We start from the raw sequence: 16,356 nt of genomic DNA on the forward strand, positions 1-16,356 counted from the left end.
GTGACGCGACGACTGTGCGCGTCGGTCCATCTCGACGAGGGGTTCGCCCGCGAGGTCGACGAGGAACTCACCGGGGACCGGTTCAACGCCCTGGGCCTCACCCTCGGCATCAACCTGGTCGCGCTCGCCCGGCACGCCCGCGCCGCCCTGCTGCGCCGCGCCGCCCTGGACCGCCAACTCGCCTGGCTCAGCGCGGCGTTCGGCGCCTCGCTGCTGGTGGCGGTCTGGGGACTCGCGAACGGGCTCGGCTCGGTCGCCCTGGTCGGTGTCTACGGCCCCGTCATCGTCCTCGGCGCCTCGTGGTGGCTGGTCCACCGCACGGAGGCCCAGGCCCGCGAGGCGGCGCAGGAGGTGTTCCGCAACCCCGACAAGGTGGAGAAGCTGGCCCCACCCGTGGACACGGCGGTGGAGGCCTGGCTGCAGGAACACTCGAACAAGCGGGCCAACGTGCTGCCGTACGCCGACGCGGCGGCCCTCACCAACCCGTTCGTCGGCAGCGGCAGAAAGATCAAGGAAGTCGTCTGGCAGCCGATCGACGTCAGCAAGCCGGCCGACGCTCCGCAGGGCGGCAAGCTCACCATCCGCCCCTTCGACGCCGTCGAGCTCCACACCTATGTGGCCAAGGAGATGGAGGCACTCTCCGGGCTCGACGGACTGCGGACCAAGAACCGGCTCTACGTCCTCGGCAGCAACGCCTACATGCTTCCCGAACTGCTGCCGGACCGCACCGCGCGCCCCCTTCCGAAGATCCCCAGCCGACTGGTCCAGGCGGGCGTGCAGACTCCGGGCGCGGGTATGCGGACCCATCTGTGCCTGGAGCGGGTCGGCGACGGCGGGCGGATCATCGTCTCCATGTACCTGCGGGCGATCCTCAGCGGACCGAGCCTCACCTGGGAGGTCGCCGCCTACGCGATCCCACCGCTGGGCGGGCGCTTCCACCTGGTGGACCACCTGCCCGTGACCCCCTCCAAGCGCTGGTGGAGCCTTCTCCGGTACGCCAACGCGCGTACCTGGCCCGAACTCAGGGGAGCCGTCGGACGGTTGCGGGCGCTGCGCAGAGCGCGGCGGAGCCGCGGGAAGTTCATGGCGGAGCGGCGGCGGGAGATCCTGGACCACCACATCGTCCTCGACGTCGGCGCGACCGACAGCCTGCGCGAACGCATCGGGGACTGGGGCGAGGCGGGCTACGCCGAACGCATCGACTCGCAGGACTTCCTCTTCCGGCTTCAGGGCGGTGTGCTCGTCGCCACCGAGAAGTTCCTCAAGGACCACCACGTCGACACGAGTTCCTTCGACAAGGCGCAGGCCAACATCAGCACGCAGACCTACAACATCTCGGGGGACATCCACAACAGCGCCGTGGGCAACCAGGGCCACGTCACCAACAACGGGCCACAAGGCCCAGGGCCTTCGGGCCAGAGCGGGGCACCACAGCCCTGAACAAGAACGGGGAGCGGGACATGAGCACGTTCAACTTCAACGGCGGCAACATCACCAACAGTCACATCGGCGACCACGGCCACGTCGTGAACCAGGGAACGGACTCCGCGACCGTCCTGCACATCGCCGAACAGCTCGTCGACCGGATGCGCGGCGAGTACCCGACCCTGCTCCCTCAAGCGCAGGTCATCCAGGGCGAGTTGGTCCAGGCCGGCGAGGAGGGCCGGGCCGTCAACCGGGGCCGTGTCCGGGCCGCGCTGGAGACCATCACCATCGGCGTCGGGGCAGGCACCGGCGGGCTCGCGCTCATCGAGCAACTGAAGCACGCGCTCGGCCTGTGAAGCGCTGGGGGCGCCCCGTCCCAACAGGGCGCCCCCGCACCTCACTTCGCCTTGACCACCGCCCGCGCCCCGCCCCCGAGGTCCAGTTCGAGCCCCGACCGCAGCGGCACCGTCTGACCGGGACCGATCTGCTGCGAGGTGCCGTCGGAGCGGGTCCCCGTCCACGTCTGCTGTGAGCGGTTGGCGATGCCGAACCGGCCCGGCTTCGACGGGTGTTCGACCAGTTCGGCGACCAGGCTCGCGTCCGAGCAGTCGTGCCGGGTCGGCTCCGCCAGGAGATGGTGGGCCTGCACCCGGGCCGCCCGGCCCAGCCGGATGTGGCGCTCGGTGCGCGGCGGGGGAGTGGTCACCACCAGGCGGGGCGGCAGCACGAGCTGGGTGCCGCAGCCCCAACAGGCCCGGGGCGGCGGGTTCTCGCCCGGCTCCGTCATGTTCTGCCGGCCGCACGAGGCGCACTCCACGACCGAGTCCAGTACGGCCCGCAGCGCGTCCCGCCACTCCGACTCACGGACCCGGGCCGCCGGATCCCGCAGCCCGACCGTGAACTGGCTGCGGAACAGGTCCTGGAGCTTCCCGGCCGCCGCGCCCCAGGTGGCCAGCACGGTCGCGTGCTCCACCGGGTCGGGCGCGTTCGAGTCGTCCACCGGGTCGAAGACGAACAGCGGGCTCTTGCCGTACAGCTTGCGCTCCGCCGCCTCGTCCAGGCAGTGGATGCCCAACTCCCGCTTCCCCTTCAGCGGATGATGGTTCATCAGGAACATGAACAGGAGCACGGCGAGGGAGTGCAGGTCGGACTGGGTGCCCGGGCGGGCGCCCGGCTCGCCGCGGACCAGTTCCGGGGCCATGAACTCCATCGTCCCGGAGATGCCGCTGACGTCCCCCTCCACCACCGCGTTGTCGTTGTCGCAGACCAGCACGTCACCGGTGTCCGGGTCGAAGAAGATGTTGCCCCAGGAGATGTCCCGGTACGCGATGCCCCGCGAGTGCAGCGCCTGGTACGCCTCCACCGTGTACAGGCACGCCGTCAGCAACGCGCGTGTTGTGGTGCGCAGTTGACGCCGGAACAGTGCGGGCAGCCCCTTGAAGTGGTCCGGGCGCAGCCCCATGAGATACCCGAACGACCCTTTGTACGCGGGCACATACGCCTCGGGCCACAGGAACCGGTCGTCGTCGAAGTCCCGCTCCACCAACTCCCGTACGATCGCGTCCTGTTCCGCGGTCGCACACGTCGGGTAGTACCACTTGAGGGCCTTGTCGCCGCCCGGGGTCTTGACCCGGTACACCTCGCCCTGGCCGCCCGCGCCCAGCATGTCGACGATCTGGATCTCTTCGCCGTTCTGCGCGGTCAGCCGTGTGCCGCTGTCGAGCATGCCGCTCATCTATGTCTCCGTCTTCCGTTCCGTATCCATGGGCGGGACAACCGCCGGGCCGTCCGGTGCGCGGTCCGGTGGGCCGCCCGTCACCGTCGACACATGCCGCAGCGCCGCCGCCAGGGTCGTGTCGTCGCCCGAGTACTTCGAGGCCTGCTCCAGCCACTGGGGGAGCACCTCGCGCACCCCCTCGTAGCCGTCCGCCGCCAGTCGGCCGTCCAGGCCCGCCACGAACTGCCGGTAGCCGTCGGCCGAGGCGAAGCTCTTCGACAGGCCGTCCGTCGACAGGACCACCAGGCGTGGTGTGCGGGCCTGGTCGAACACCGGCGCCCAGTGCATCCGCACCGCGCTCCACGCCTCCTTGCCGCACAGCGACTCCGTCTCGTCGCCGAGATCCTCCTCGACCGGGGCCAGCGGCCGGCTCAGCGTGCCGTCGTGCTCGACCACCGCGAGATCGCCGTCGCCGATCTGCCAGGCCACGAACAGCCACGGCGTCAGCACGGCACCGATCAACGTCGTGCCGTAGAGCAGGAGTTTCTCGCTCTGCCGTGGTTCCGGTGTGCCCGCGTCGGCGACCGGGCGGTGGCGGTCCCAGTGGCCGAGGGCCGCCTCGCGCCAGTCCTGCACGAGGGCGCGCGGGAAGTCGTCGCGGGCGTAGGTCATCAGCCGGGCCAGGCGGCCCGGTTCATGGCAGTCGCGGGCCGCCCGGGCGAACAGCTCGGCCCGGCCCACGAAGCGGTCCACGGCGAAGCGCGCGCCGATCTCGCTGCGGGTGTAGCGGGCCGAGCCGTGTCCGTCGGCCACCGCCAGCAGCAGCGGGTCCTCGCCGGAACCGGAGCCCTGGCACGTGAACCAGTCCTGGTTGCGCTTCTTCCCGACGCCCCGCACGCTCTCGGCCAGCGTCTCCCACCGTCGCACCCCGTGTGTCACCACACGTCGTCATCGTCGTCGTCGACGACCGGCGGCGCGTACGGCTGCTTGGTGAGGGTCGGGGCGGACGAGTCGCCCGCGACCGGCTGCGAGGCCGCCTTCACCGCCGCCGTCGACGCCCAACGGATCGCCGCCGCCAACTGCTTGGGGCTGTTGGCGTCCAGTGGCTGCAACTCGGGGTTGCCCAGGAACTCCTGGAGCACACTGCGGTCCGCGTCGGCGCCGATCGCGATCGCGACCCGTACCGCCTTACGGCCCCACGGTGTCGCGTCGATCGCCTTCAGGCCCGCCCGCCAGTCGTCCGTGGGCACCCCGTCCGACACCAGCGCCAGCACCGGCTTCAGCGCGCGCTGCGGCATCGGCGGAGTCTGCAGTTCGCGCGAGACCAGGTGCAGGGCCTCACCGAGGTTGGTCATGCCGTCCACCTCGATGTCCCGCCAGGTGAAGTCGTCGACGGGGACCGGGGTCTGATGGAGCCACTGGGCCGTGGTGGAGAACGTGACGGTCCGCAGCAGCAGTTGGGCCGCAGGGTTGTCGTGGGCCACCGACCGCATCTCCGGGATCGCTTCTCTGATCCCGTAGTTGAGCTGGCCGATCTTCTCGCCCTGCATCGAGTACGAGCAGTCGAGCAGCCAGATGAAGTGGACCGGCCGGTTCGCCATGGGCCCGCCGGGAATGTCGCTCACTCCGTGTCCTTTCCATGAGTTGGGGAGCTGTGGGTCGGGATCTGTGGGTCGGGAGCTATGAGTCGGGGAGGAACAGATAGGCCAAGTAGGCCAGGGTGGCCGTCGTGAGCACCAGTGAGGCGACGAACAGGCCTGCCAGCAGCCGCCGTCCGTGTCCGACCGGTGGGGTCACCTTCGTCATGCCGGCGTGTACCTCTTCTTCTCCGGTGCGGCGCCAGGTGTGCCGGTGAGTGCGGCGGTCTTCAGCCCCGAGACCGCGAGCAGCCACAACACCGGCTCCGCGGCCCGGCGTTGCTCGCTCTCCAGCGGTCCGGCGCCGGTGGCGGCATGGGCGCTCACCGCCCAGTAGCGGGCCTCCTTGAAGTCGTGCCCGAGCGCCCGGACGAGTCCGCCGAGGCCGATCTCCGCCAGCCAGGAATCGACCCGCGCCCCCGGCTTCGGCAGGGTGACCAACTGGTCCAGGACATCCCGCTTGGTGACGACGGCCGCCACGGACAGCCGCCCGCGCCGCCGGCCGGTCAGCGCGTTCAGCTCACCGGTGAGCCGCTGGTACGTCTCCCACGGGCCCTGCGTGGACGGGCGGGCAGCTCCGACCCGTTCGGCGTCCTCCGTGTCGAGCAGCCGCCCGCGCACCTTTACGTCGGCCAGCACGTCGGCGACCAGGACGACGCCGTCGGTGTGCTCCAAGTACTTCTGGGCGCGCACCCGTTCGGCCTCGCTCACCGACTCGCCCATCGGGTCGTAGAGATACAGCAGCCGACGCCGTCGGCCGCGGGTCACCGTCAGCATCAGGGCGCGCGGCTGGCCGCCGGTCGTGGCGTGGGCCCAACCGGTGCTGTTCAGCTCCTGGTTGAGATCGTTGAACGTATGGCGGTCGTCGGCGGAGGCGTACTCGACGCGCAGGTCGCCGCGCCGGTCCCAGGCGTGCAGGCCCTCGACCATGGCCGCCATCAGCATCGTCTTGCCGGAAGAGGTGCCGCCCACGAGAGGGGCGTGCACGACGCGGGTGGTGCCGACGATCTCGGGCAGCACCCGGTCGCAGTACGGGCAGAGCGCGGTGAGTCTGCCGCGCCCCGCGAGCCGCGTCGTGGGCAGCCGCTGCCCGCACACACAGCCGTGGCCCAGCACGCCGTACCGTCCGGGCCGTAGGGACTTGTGCGGCTTCGCGCAGCCGGAGCAGCGGTGCACGGCCAGCGGGACCGGGCGATAGCAGCCCGGGTAGGGGCACTTGACGCGGATCCCGCGGGTCAGCGCCCAGCTTCGCTCCACTCCGCGCAGCACCGGGACCGCCGTCGCGCAGCCCAGCCACACCAGGCCGACCAGCAGCCCGAAGTACAGCAGGGACACAGCGAGCAGGACGGTGGCGAGCACGGCGCCGAGCAGTGCGCCCACGAAGGTGCCCGGGGCCACGAGGACGATGTACCCGAAGCGGTTGATCGGCGCCCGGCCGCGACGGCCCGACGGGTTCCGGCCCAGGAACAGGTTCCGTACCGTCCGGCGCAGCCACACATCGCGGAACACCGTCCACACGAACCGCATCCCGTACGCGCCGGCCGTCCACGCGTCCACCCACAACTGCCGCCAGTAGTAGCCGAGATGGGCGGGTTCGGCGCCCGCGGCGACGAGCGGGACGCGCTGGTCGGGGCGGCCCGGCTGCCATGGTCCCAGGCCCTGCCACACGGACCGTGTGCCGATCCACAGGAACACCCACAGCACCCGGCCCAAGCACAGCCCGACCGCGATGATCCCGGTCCAGACGGCCAGGATCAGCAGCGGTGAGGCGGCGGTCATCGGCGGCCTCCCTCGGTCGGTGGTTCCACGTCCCCGGGCCACACGTCGGCCTGGTCCGGGCGCCGTCCACGTCCGGACAGCCGTCCCGCGAGACGTCCCAGGGCGCCGGGGCGGTTCCAGGTCCGGTACGCGTCGAGCTTGCCCCGGCCCGCGCGCCCGAGCACCGCTTCGACCTCGGTCTGGTCCTCGGCGGGCAGCGCCCGCACGACCGGCCGCAGCACCTTCCCGAGCAGGGCGGTCCGGGTCTCTTCCCAGGCCGGATGGGTTCCCGGGAACGCGCTCCAGTCGCAGAACCGGGCGGCGACATACGCCGGCGAGGTCCGCAGCCGGTCGCCCACGCGGTCGGAACGGCCCGCCTTTTCGTACGTCTCCAGCAGTCGCGTTTCACCCGAACGAGCTAGCGCGTACAGCTCGTTGGTCGGCACCTGCCCTTCGAGGAGCCGCCACGCGAGGACCTGGAAGGCACGGTCGACGACCGGGTCCGGCACCGGCTCGGCGGCACCGTTCTTCAGATTCAGCACCCTGGTGACCCACTCGTCGCTCTCCCCCTCGGTGCCGAGCAGCCCGGCCAGTTCCAGGAGAAGCAGGGCCGCGCGCTGCCCGGGCCGCAGTTCCGTGCCGAAGCAGCGCAGCAGGTCCTCCGCGAGCGCCGGTACGTCACGGTCGTCCGGGGGCGCGGTGAGGGCGGCCTCGATCAGCAGGTCCCGGGTACCGGCCGTGCGGTGGGTGTCGGACCCCAGCTCGTTCAGCAGCAGGCTCGCCTCCAGGCCCGTCGGCAGCTCGCCGGGCCAAGTGAGGCCCAGGGCGGTACGCAGTACGGCGGGGTCGGCCAGCGGAGAGACACCCGCCGTCCGCAGCACCTCACGGAACCGCGCGAGCCGGTCGCGCGCCCCGACGGGCGTGACACACATCCGCAGATGCGGAAAACCGGGGTGGAAGTCCACGGGCAGCCCGGAGCCCGTCAACGCCCGTGCCACAGCGGCGGGTTCGGACGCGGCGAGCGCGTTGAGCGACCCGAACAGCGCCACCCGCAACCCGGGATGGGCGTGCACCGCGTCGAGCACCGCGGGCGGGCAGCCCACGGCGGGACGGGCGGCGCCCTCCGGGGGACCGGTGGGCCTCGGCTGTCCGGGTGCTTGCGGGCTGCGCGCCGGTGGGGCGTGCAGCGGATCCGCGCCCGTGCGGGGCCACTGGTCCGGGCTCGGCTGTCCCGGCGCCCGGAGGTCCCGTGACCGGCTCCGGTCGCCGTCCGGATCGGGCGTGGCCGTCGGCTCGTTCACCAACTCCCTCGCCAACCTCCCGGCGAGATCGGGGAGTTGGTCCTGGCAGTCGATGCCGAGCAGGTCCGCGACCCGCAGCAGCGCGAGCGGTCGTCCGGCGGGCGGCTCCGCCGGGTCGGCGAGGCCGGCCCGCAGCGCGGGCGCGAGATCGCGGGCCAGCTCGTCATGGGCCCACGGGGTCAGGGACCCGGCCCGCAGCGCGGGCACCGGCCCCTTGCCGAGCACCGCCGACGCCAGCACCCGCGCGGCGAGCGGCGCCGACACGACGGCCGGCACCTGCCCGTCCAGTTGGTCCAACAGGGCGGCCAGCGCGGCCTGTTCGTCGTCCGCCGAGCCAGGGGACGACAGTGCCGCCTGCCCGTGGCCTGCCGAGTCGTGGCCGTCCGCCCACCCCGAACCCGCCAGGGGCCCGCCGCACAGCCCCGCGACCAGTGCCGTGAGCGTCTCGTCCGGCAGCGCGCCCGCGTGTTCGGTCGCCCAACGGGCCGCCGCCGTACGGGCGTCCGGGCGCAGGGCGATGCCCGCGATCAGTGCCGTGGTCGCCAACTGGCCCAGGTCTTCGGGGGTGTTGTGGAACAGGTCGGGGCGGCCCGCACGCCAGATCCGGGCGCACACCTCGGCCCAGGTGTCGGTGACCGGCCCGGACGGCTGCTGCCCGGTGCAGTCGTGGACCCGGTAGCGGTGGTCGTGGGCGACGGACTCCGAGGACGGCAGCGCGCCGACGAGCTGCTGGCGGGCCTGCTGGGGGCGGCGGGTGTACGTCGTGAAGGTGAGCCGGTGCGCCTGTTCGCGGGGCAGCACCGCGCAGGCGAGCGCGATCCACTGGGCCACATCGGCGCTGTCGTGCTCCACGACCACGATCTGCCCGGCCCCCGGATCCGCGGCGACCGCCCGCAGATCGGCGAAGAACGGCGCGAGCCACCCGGCCCGGGACACCGCGAACGCGACCAGCGCGTCCTTGCGGAGCAGCCCGGACGGCTCGATGCGGTCGACCGACTGCGGCCTGCCGCCCGGGGGAGTCGTGTCCGCCCAACGCGGCGACTCCCAGGCGGTGATGGGCAGCACCCCGTCCGGCAGCCGGGTCCCGGGCGGCAGATGCACGGCGTGCGCGTGGAAGTTGCCCCAGCGTCCGCTGTAGTCGGCGCCGATGTACACCGAGCGGCTCAACAGCCGCCCGCCGTCCGCGAGTTCACTGAAGCTGAAGGCCTTCGGGAACCCCTTGAGCTGTTCCGCGTCGGGCCGGGCCGGACAGTCGCGCGGCGGCTCGTACCCGATGAGCTGCTCGGCCTCCCGCAACAGCCCCTGCGGAACCCCCGCGCTGACCGCGGTGAAACGGAAGCCGGAGCCGTCGGGGCCGGGCGGCGCCGAGGTGTAGTGCAGTTGGGCCAGGGTCACTTGGTTCGCCCCTTCCCGGCGGTACGGACCGGCAGCACTCCGCGCAGCGCCAGCAGCCACAGCAGGGGATCCTCCACCCGCACCGGCTGCGGCCCCGACTTCGGTACGTCCGCGGGCGCGTCGGCGGGCGGCGGCGCACCCAGCGCCGAGAGCCCGAACATCGACAACCGGTCGAAGTCCAGCTCCAGTTGGCGCATCAGCGCCCCCGAGTCCCAGTCCGCCATCAGCGAGCGGATCTCCTCGTGCACGGTGAGCCGGTCGTCCTCGTCGTAGGTGCCCTCCGGATGCGGCGCGTTGCGCAGCACCGGCGAATGCGCGTCCAGCAGCGGCTTCAGCATGTCCGTCTTCGTCACCGCCACCGCGATCGGCGTGCTCACCCGCCCCCGCGAACCGCCCTTGCCGTGGGCGCGCAACTGGGCGGCCAGATCGGCGGCGATCTGCTGCGGCGGGGTCTCCACCATGGGCAGCGGCGGACCGTCCTGGAGCGGCAACCGGTCGCGCACGGAGCCCAGTTGCAGGGGGTCGACCAGCAGGATGATGCCGTCGGCCGCGCTGAGATAGCGCGTGTACCGGTCCATCGCCTCGGCGCCCGCGAGGTCCTCGCCGGCCGCGTCGAAGAAGACCAGCGTGGTGTGCCGGGTGCCGTTGCCGAGTCTCCCGCGGCGGGGCACGCTCAGCCGGTACAGCAGTGGGTCGTTGAAGCCGAGCGCCGCCGGCCGGGTCGCGTCCGGCAGCCGCAGCCGCTCGTACAGATCCTCCGCCATCTCCCGGTCCCGCTGCTGCGTGGACTGCCCCATCGCCGCCAGCGAGGCGTGATAGGCCTGCCCGACCCGCTGGTTCAACTCGTTGACCAGCACGGACACATAGGTGCTCTTGCCGGAGGCCTTCGCGCCGACCAGCGCGATGATGCGGCTGTCCTGGTCGCAGTAGTCGCTGGGCAGGTCACTGTGGCAGGACGCGCACACCCGGACGGTCGTGGTCACCCCGCAGTCCGGGCAGGGCACGCTGCTCCCGGAGCCGGAGCGCAGTCCGGACGCCAGCGCGGCCATCCCGCGCGCCGGGGCGAACACCGGCCCCCGCAGCAGGGCCGCCGGATTCACGCCGGGTCCCACGAACCCGGCCCAGACATCGTCCCGTTGGGGCCCGCAGGGTGTGCCCCCGCGCACCCCGCTCGGGGTCATCAGACACCGGTAGGGCAGTTTCGCCGCCGAGGTACGGGCGAAGCAGTAGGGGCAGATGACGGTCGTCATGGCTCAGCGCACCACCAGGGTCGCGGGGGAGGGTTCTTCGAGTCGTACGGATGCCGCGTGCTCGCCCAGCAGAAAGCCGCGCAAGGTGTACGGCGCCGGGCAGGGCGCGGCCGGCAACTCCTGCTCCACCGTGCCGAGTCGGAGCAGATCGGTGCCGGGGATGCGCAGCAGGGTCGTGCCGTCGGCCGCGCTGCGCGGCCGGAGGGTGCCACTGCGCGCGACGCACACGAACTCGGGGGCGTCGCCCTGCTCCTCGCCCTCCGGCGCGGACAGGGTGACCCGCAGCAGCGGGCGCCCCCGACCGAGCAACCGGCGCGGCGCGCGCACCAGTTGATACCCGACGGCCGTGTCGGGCGGCAGCAGCACCTCGGCCGCGTCCGGTACGACGACGACGGCGCCGGGCACTTGGGGAGCGGCGGCGACCCGGACGCGTACGGCCCGCGGGCCCACCGCCAGCCGCAGCCCGCCCCGCCGGTAGGCGTGCGCGGTGACGCTCCGCTCGCCGGAGTCCCAACTCACCCTGAGATGAGGGGTGTCACCGGGCCAGTCCAACGAGACCTCCGCCTCCCCGCCCGGCAGCCGCCGCGCGGCGAGCCCGGTCACGGGCCGCAGCACCTCGACATCCACGACGGGACCGGCCAGCGCCCGCTCCCCGAGGACGGCGACGGCGGCGACCCGGACACTCAGACCGGGCGGCGGACACAGCGCCCCGTCCCGCTCCGGCCAGCCGAGCCCGGCCGGCAGGTCCCGCGTATGCAGTTCGGCGCCGGGGGCCGGGACCTCGCCGGGCCACTCCACCAGCCGTACGTCCCCTTCCTCCGCGCCCGTCCAGGCGAACCGGACGGCGTCGTCCTCGGGCCGGGCGGTGAGGGTGCGGACGGGGGAGGGCCAGGGGTGGACGGTGCGGGTGGCGCGGACACCGGGGGAGGCGACCGGCTGTCCGCCGGGGGAGCGGTAGTGGCAGACGACCCGGACGGTGTGGCGGCCGGGCGGGACGCCTGTGGCGGTGAACCCCTCCGAGCGGAGGGTGAGTTGCCCGTCCGTGGCGCCCGGCCCGGTGCGCTCGACCGTCACGTCCGTGGCGCCCGGCGGACGCTTCCAGGTGCCCTCGATCCGCTCCGGCCCGTCCGTCAGGGTGAGCGATTCCACCTCCGGGGTGAGCACCAGCCGGTGCGAGACGAGGGGCGGACCGTCCACGAGCCCGTCGCGCAGGGGGAGGGCGGCATAGCGGACGGCGCTCCCGAGCACCAACGCCTCGTCGCGCGCGGCCACTTCACGCACCGCGGGCGCACCCCGCTCGTCGCGGTGCAGACACAGCAGCCGCCAGCCACCGTCCGAGCCCGTCTCGTCCCACGTCAACCGCACATGATCCAGGCCGAGTTCGGCATCCAGGGCGGCCGGCTCACCGGCCCGCGGCCGATGCGCCCGCACCAGTCCGCGCAACGCCCGCCGGTCGTCGGCGACTTCACGCAGCGCGCGCAGATACTCCGCGCCGGCGGTCTCCGCGTCCCGGTCCTGCTCGGCCCGCCGCGCCGCGAGCAGCGCCCCGTCGACCACGGCGAAACGCAGGGCCGACTCGGTCCGCAGCGACCGCAGCGCCGGGTCGTCCGTGCCGTGCGGCAGCCGTTCCAGCAGGGTGCGGATCCGGTGCAGCCGGTGCTGTTCCCAGGCCCCGGCGAGGGACTCGGCGGCCTGTCGTTCGCGCTTGTCGAGGAGGGGCCGCAGCCGGGCCGCCGCCACGAGCCCGCCGACCTCCTCGGCGTGCACTCCCAACTGGGCGGCCACATGCGGGCGTTCTTTCAGCGGCCGGTCCTGCAGCAGTCCGATCAGTTGATAGAGCACGACCCTGCGCACCGCCTGCGGATCACGCCGCTGCGCCTCGGCCAGCAGTCGCGCGATGCCGGCGGTCGGGGTCGGGGCGCGGGCGAGATCCTCCAGGAACGCGACGTCCACGCGCCGACGACCGCGCCCGCCCGACGGCACGTACACCCCGTCGAGCACGCTCAGCCCACCGGCACCGGGCGGCAGCAGCGCCTCGCCCACATGCCGTAGACCGAGCGCGTGTTGGGCCGCGACGAGCTCGCCGTAGGACGCCACGAGGGGACTCAGCGGCAGCCCGGACAGTGCCCGGGGCAGCCCCAAGTGATGCCCGAACTCCCGACCCTTCACGTGTGCCGCTCCCCCGCTTGCTCCGCGAGGAACCATCCCAGCAGATCCGGGGCCCCAGGGGGACCCCTTTTCGCGAATCCGGGCAGGTCGGACCTGTGACGCGCTATGCGCCAACGGCCGCGAGCATCGGTGTCAGGGCCGCGTCGTAGCGCTGCAGCAGCAGTCGTGCCACCTCCGGCGCCGGGCCCAGCACCTCGGCGAGGACGTCCGCTTCCGCCGCGCCCCGCGCGATGCGGTCGGGGAGGAAGCCGGGGGCCAGGACGTACGGCGCGACGGCGACGCGTTCGCAGCCCAGGGCGCGCAGTTCACGGACCGCGTCCTCGGTGCGCGGCAGGGCCGCCGACGCGAACGCGGGACGTACGGCACACCAGCCGGTGTCCCACCACTCCCGCGCGATGCCGGCGATCACCGCGATCGCCTCCGGGTCGGTGGACCCCGCCGAGGCCAGGACGACCCCGGTCGAGGACTTGTCGGCGGGCGTCAACCCGGCCTCGTGGAGCCGCCGTTCGAGCGCGCGCACCAGCAGCGGCGACGGACCCAGCACCTCCGCCTGCCTGATCCGCAGGTGGGACGGCGCCTCCCGCAGGACCGCCGGGATGTCCGCCTTCGCGTGGAACGCGCGGGTGAGCAGGAGGGGGAGCGCTACGACATCCTGGATGCCCTCCGCCGCCAGCGACTCCAACACCCCCTGCACGGACGGGATGTTGAAGTCCAGGAAGCCGATCTCCACGCGCAGCCCGGGCCGCCGCGACCTTATCCGCCGCACGAGGGCGTGGATGGTCGCGGCGTGCCGCGGATCGCGGCTGCCGTGGGCGATGACGAGGAGAACCGGCCTCTGGTGCATACGGATCAGCTCAGCTCTTCACCAGCAGACCGCGGCTGCGCAGCACCCACCGCTCCAGCGGGCTGAAGATCAGCAGATCGATGGCGATACCGACGAACAGGATCAGGAAGATGGCCTCGAACACCATCGCCATGTCGCTGGCCGTACGGCCGTTCTCCAGCAACTGGCCCAGGCCCACGCCGAGATCGGGGAAGTTCGCGATGATCTCGGCCGCCATCAGCGAGCGCCACGAGAACGCCCAGCCCTGCTTCAGGCCCGCCACATAGCCGGGGAGCGCCGCCGGCAGGGTGACGTGCCAGATGCCCTTGATGCCCGTCGCACCCATCGTGCGGCCCGCCCGCAGGAACAGCGGCGGCACCTGGTCGACGCCGGACACCAGGCCGTTGGCGATCGAGGGGACCGCGCCGAGCAGGATCACCGCGTACATCATCGAGTTGTTCAGACCCAGCCAGATCACGGCCGGCGGCACCCACGCCACCGACGGCAGCGACTGGAGGCCGGACAGGATCGGACCGATCGCCGCGCGCACGAACTTCACCCGCGCCACCAGCAGTCCCAGCGGGGTGCCGATGAGCAGCGCGAAGAAGAAGCCCAGCAGACCGCGCGAGACGCTGGTCCAGATGTAGCCGAGCAGATCGCCCTTCAGCCAGGCTTCCTTGAACTCGCCGCCCACGGCACTCGGCGAAGGCAGCTTGGTCGGGTCGTCGACGATCGGGGTCAGGATCAACCAGACGACCAGGACCACCGCGAGGGCGACGATCGGCGGGAAGATCTTGTTGACGAAGGTCTGCCGGAAGGTCGGCCGGCCGATGACCGTGGTCTCCAGGGCGTCGAGGCCGGCCTCGACGCTCCCGGCGTCCTTGACCGTCGTCGTCTCAGTGCTGGCCATGACGGCGGATCTCCCCACGCAGTACATCGGTGATCTCAAGGGACAGTTCGGCCACGGGCGCGTCCTCGATGCGGCGCGGCTGCGGGATGTCGACCGTCCACTCGCGGGCGATGCGACCGGGCCGCGAGGACAGCAGGATCACTCGCTGCGCGAGCCGTACCGCCTCGCGCACGTTGTGCGTGACGAACAGGACCGAGAGCCCCGTCTCGCCCCAGATACGCGTCAGTTCGTCGTGCAGCACGTCCCGCGTGATGGCGTCCAGCGCCGCGAACGGCTCGTCCATCAGCAGGATGCGGCTCTCCTGGGCGAGCGCGCGGGCCATGGCGACACGCTGCCGCATACCGCCGGACAGCTCGTGCACCCGCTTGCCGTACGCGCCCGGCAGCCGGACCAGTTCGAGCAGCTCCTCGGTCCGGCCCCGCCGCTCCTCCTTCGGAACTCCCCTGAGTTTCAGGGCGAGTTCGATGTTCTTGCCCGCGGTGAGCCAGGGGAACAGGGCGTGCTCCTGGAACATCAGTGCGGGGCGGCCGTCCGTCGTGATGGACCCGGTGGTGGGCTTGTCGAGGCCCGCCACCAGGTTCAGCAGCGTGGACTTGCCGCAGCCCGAGGCACCCAGGAGGGTGACGAACTCGCCGGGCGCGACATCGATGGTGATGTCGTCCAGGACGAGCTGCTGCCCACCCGGTGTCGCGAAGGACTTCGAGACATGCTCAAGGCGTGCCGCGTGCTCGACCGACGCGGTGGTCTCCTTGGCGAACGTTGTGGCCATGGTCGTCACCTCCTGGGAAGTCATCGGGATCCCTCGATCAGCTCGTGCCGAGACCGGCGGCGTCGACCGCGCTCTCACCGTCGGCCTTGAGGACCTTGTTGAGGAGCGTGAGGTCGTAGATGCCGTTCAGGTCGGGCTTCTCCAGCAGGCCCGCCTTCACCGCGTGCGCCGCCTCGGTGTTGAGGGTCGAGGCCAGCGGGTCGTTGGTGAACTGGATCGAACTCCACGCCGGGTCCAGGACGCCTGCGGGCAGCGCCTTGCCGGAGTCGGCCTCCAACTGCTTGTTCGCCGCGGCCTTCGCCTCGGTCGGGTTGGCGTTGATCCACTTGTTGGCCGCGACCGAGCCCTTGAGGACGGCCTCGACGACCTTCGGGTGCGCCTTGAGGAACTTCTGCGACACGATGATGTTCGTGATCACGAACTTCTTGTCGGGCCACAGCGTGGACTCGTCGAGCAGCACCTTGCCGCCCTCGGCGACCAGCTTGGACGCGGTCGGCTCCGGCACCCAGGCGCCGTCGATGGAACCGGCCTTGAAGGCGTCCGGGGTGATCTTGTTGTCGGTGCGGACGACGGTCACGTCACCCTTGCCGCTCTGCGCGTCGACCTTCCAGCCCTGGTCCGCGATCCAGTTGAGGAACGCCACGTCCTGCGTGTTGCCCAACTGAGGCGTCGCGATGTTCTTGCCCTTGACGTCCGCGAGCGACTTGATCTTCTTCGGGTTGACGACGAGCTTCACACCGCCCGACGCCGCACCGCCGATGATCTTCAGGCTCTTGCCGTCGGACTTGGTGTAGCCGTTGATCGCCGGGGAGGGGCCGATGTAACCGATGTCGATGGACCCCGAGGTGAGCGCCTCGATCTCGGACGGGCCGGCGCTGAAGGTCGCGTAATCGGCCTTGGTGGCGCCCAACTCCTTCTGGAAGAGGCCCTGTTCACGGCCGACCAGCGCGGTCGCGTGGGTCAGGTTGCCGAAGTAGCCGATCTTCACCGAGGCGAGACCCTCGATCTTCGAGGTCCCGGCGGCGACCTTCTCCTTGGAGTTGGTGCTCTCGGAGTCCGACCCGTAACCGCAGGCGGCGAGGGTGAGGAGAGGGAGCGCGGCGATCACGGCTATGCCGCGGCGCAGGAATGTCATGGGGGCGCCCCCATTCGAGCGAAGTCGAGAAAGGGGGAGGTTGGCAGGCACGGGAGGTGTTCCTCTC

The 16,356-nt window shown here is 72.0% G+C and carries 14 protein-coding genes; 2 read left to right on the forward strand and 12 right to left on the reverse strand.

All coding sequences use genetic code 11. The annotated features are described in order from the left end of the window. Both OG223_RS40525 and OG223_RS40530 read left to right on the forward strand, forming a co-directional pair. Positions 1-1,440, forward strand: a complete 1,440-nt coding sequence (locus OG223_RS40525) for a hypothetical protein (RefSeq protein WP_329260036.1) — start codon at positions 1-3, stop codon at positions 1,438-1,440. A 20-nt stretch (positions 1,441-1,460) separates the two neighbouring features. Continuing rightward, on the forward strand, positions 1,461-1,781 hold the full coding sequence (locus OG223_RS40530; protein WP_329260039.1) for a hypothetical protein: 321 nt from the start codon (positions 1,461-1,463) through the stop codon (positions 1,779-1,781). Between the two features lie 41 nt (positions 1,782-1,822). On the opposite strand, the gene OG223_RS40535 is transcribed toward OG223_RS40530, so the two are convergent. The 12 genes from OG223_RS40535 to OG223_RS40590 all read right to left on the reverse strand — a co-directional run bounded on the left by OG223_RS40535 (position 1,823) and on the right by OG223_RS40590 (position 16,289). Further along, positions 1,823-3,160, reverse strand: a complete 1,338-nt coding sequence (locus tag OG223_RS40535) for a serine/threonine-protein kinase (RefSeq protein WP_329260042.1) — start codon at positions 3,158-3,160, stop codon at positions 1,823-1,825. Next, positions 3,161-4,084: a PP2C family serine/threonine-protein phosphatase gene (locus tag OG223_RS40540; protein ID WP_329260045.1), complete on the reverse strand. Its 924-nt coding sequence runs from the start codon at positions 4,082-4,084 to the stop codon at positions 3,161-3,163. After that, on the reverse strand, positions 4,078-4,743 hold the full coding sequence (locus OG223_RS40545) for a vWA domain-containing protein (RefSeq protein WP_329265728.1): 666 nt from the start codon (positions 4,741-4,743) through the stop codon (positions 4,078-4,080). Before OG223_RS40545 ends, OG223_RS40540 begins: the two co-directional genes overlap by 7 nt. Positions 4,744-4,822: 79 nt before the next feature. After that, entirely contained in the window at positions 4,823-4,948 is a 126-nt protein-coding gene (locus OG223_RS40550; protein WP_329260048.1) for a hypothetical protein, read from the reverse strand. Next, positions 4,945-6,558: a TRAFAC clade GTPase domain-containing protein gene (locus OG223_RS40555; protein WP_329260051.1), complete on the reverse strand. Its 1,614-nt coding sequence runs from the start codon at positions 6,556-6,558 to the stop codon at positions 4,945-4,947. The genes OG223_RS40550 and OG223_RS40555 overlap by 4 nt, the downstream gene beginning before the upstream one ends. Next, complete coding sequence (locus OG223_RS40560; RefSeq protein ID WP_329260053.1) at positions 6,555-9,233, reverse strand: GTPase-associated protein 1-related protein; 2,679 nt, start codon at positions 9,231-9,233, stop codon at positions 6,555-6,557. Before OG223_RS40560 ends, OG223_RS40555 begins: the two co-directional genes overlap by 4 nt. After that, complete coding sequence (locus OG223_RS40565) at positions 9,230-10,483, reverse strand: TRAFAC clade GTPase domain-containing protein (protein ID WP_329260056.1); 1,254 nt, start codon at positions 10,481-10,483, stop codon at positions 9,230-9,232. Before OG223_RS40565 ends, OG223_RS40560 begins: the two co-directional genes overlap by 4 nt. A gap of 3 nt (positions 10,484-10,486) precedes the next feature. Continuing rightward, positions 10,487-12,652 (reverse strand): carboxypeptidase-like regulatory domain-containing protein, encoded by a 2,166-nt coding sequence (locus tag OG223_RS40570; protein ID WP_329260058.1) that lies wholly within the window; start codon positions 12,650-12,652, stop codon positions 10,487-10,489. A gap of 103 nt (positions 12,653-12,755) precedes the next feature. After that, entirely contained in the window at positions 12,756-13,496 is a 741-nt protein-coding gene (locus OG223_RS40575) for a sirohydrochlorin chelatase (RefSeq protein ID WP_329260061.1), read from the reverse strand. 10 nt (positions 13,497-13,506) lie between these two features. Beyond that, positions 13,507-14,385, reverse strand: a complete 879-nt coding sequence (locus OG223_RS40580) for an ABC transporter permease (RefSeq protein ID WP_329260064.1) — start codon at positions 14,383-14,385, stop codon at positions 13,507-13,509. Then, a complete protein-coding gene (locus OG223_RS40585; RefSeq protein ID WP_329260067.1) occupies positions 14,372-15,154 on the reverse strand; it encodes an ABC transporter ATP-binding protein in 783 nt (260 codons plus the stop codon). Before OG223_RS40585 ends, OG223_RS40580 begins: the two co-directional genes overlap by 14 nt. 37 nt (positions 15,155-15,191) lie before the next feature. Beyond that, the gene (locus tag OG223_RS40590) at positions 15,192-16,289 is read right to left on the reverse strand and encodes an aliphatic sulfonate ABC transporter substrate-binding protein (RefSeq protein ID WP_329260069.1); all 1,098 of its coding nucleotides are present in this window, start codon (positions 16,287-16,289) and stop codon (positions 15,192-15,194) included. Positions 16,290-16,356: the final 67 nt, after the last annotated feature.

Source organism: Streptomyces sp. NBC_01478 (genome assembly GCF_036227225.1).
In the GTDB taxonomy this organism is placed as follows: Bacteria; Actinomycetota; Actinomycetes; order Streptomycetales; family Streptomycetaceae; genus Streptomyces.

Coding starts and splice junctions, on each gene's coding strand:
- OG223_RS40530 (WP_329260039.1), top strand. CDS start 1,461: ATGAGCACGTTCAACTTCAACGGCGGCAACATCACCAACAGTCACATC.
- OG223_RS40535 (WP_329260042.1), bottom strand. CDS start 3,160: ATGAGCGGCATGCTCGACAGCGGCACACGGCTGACCGCGCAGAACGGC.
- OG223_RS40545 (WP_329265728.1), bottom strand. CDS start 4,743: ATGGCGAACCGGCCGGTCCACTTCATCTGGCTGCTCGACTGCTCGTAC.
- OG223_RS40550 (WP_329260048.1), bottom strand. CDS start 4,948: ATGACGAAGGTGACCCCACCGGTCGGACACGGACGGCGGCTGCTGGCA.
- OG223_RS40555 (WP_329260051.1), bottom strand. CDS start 6,558: ATGACCGCCGCCTCACCGCTGCTGATCCTGGCCGTCTGGACCGGGATC.
- OG223_RS40565 (WP_329260056.1), bottom strand. CDS start 10,483: ATGACGACCGTCATCTGCCCCTACTGCTTCGCCCGTACCTCGGCGGCG.
- OG223_RS40575 (WP_329260061.1), bottom strand. CDS start 13,496: ATGCACCAGAGGCCGGTTCTCCTCGTCATCGCCCACGGCAGCCGCGAT.
- OG223_RS40580 (WP_329260064.1), bottom strand. CDS start 14,385: ATGGCCAGCACTGAGACGACGACGGTCAAGGACGCCGGGAGCGTCGAG.
- OG223_RS40585 (WP_329260067.1), bottom strand. CDS start 15,154: ATGGCCACAACGTTCGCCAAGGAGACCACCGCGTCGGTCGAGCACGCG.
- OG223_RS40590 (WP_329260069.1), bottom strand. CDS start 16,289: ATGACATTCCTGCGCCGCGGCATAGCCGTGATCGCCGCGCTCCCTCTC.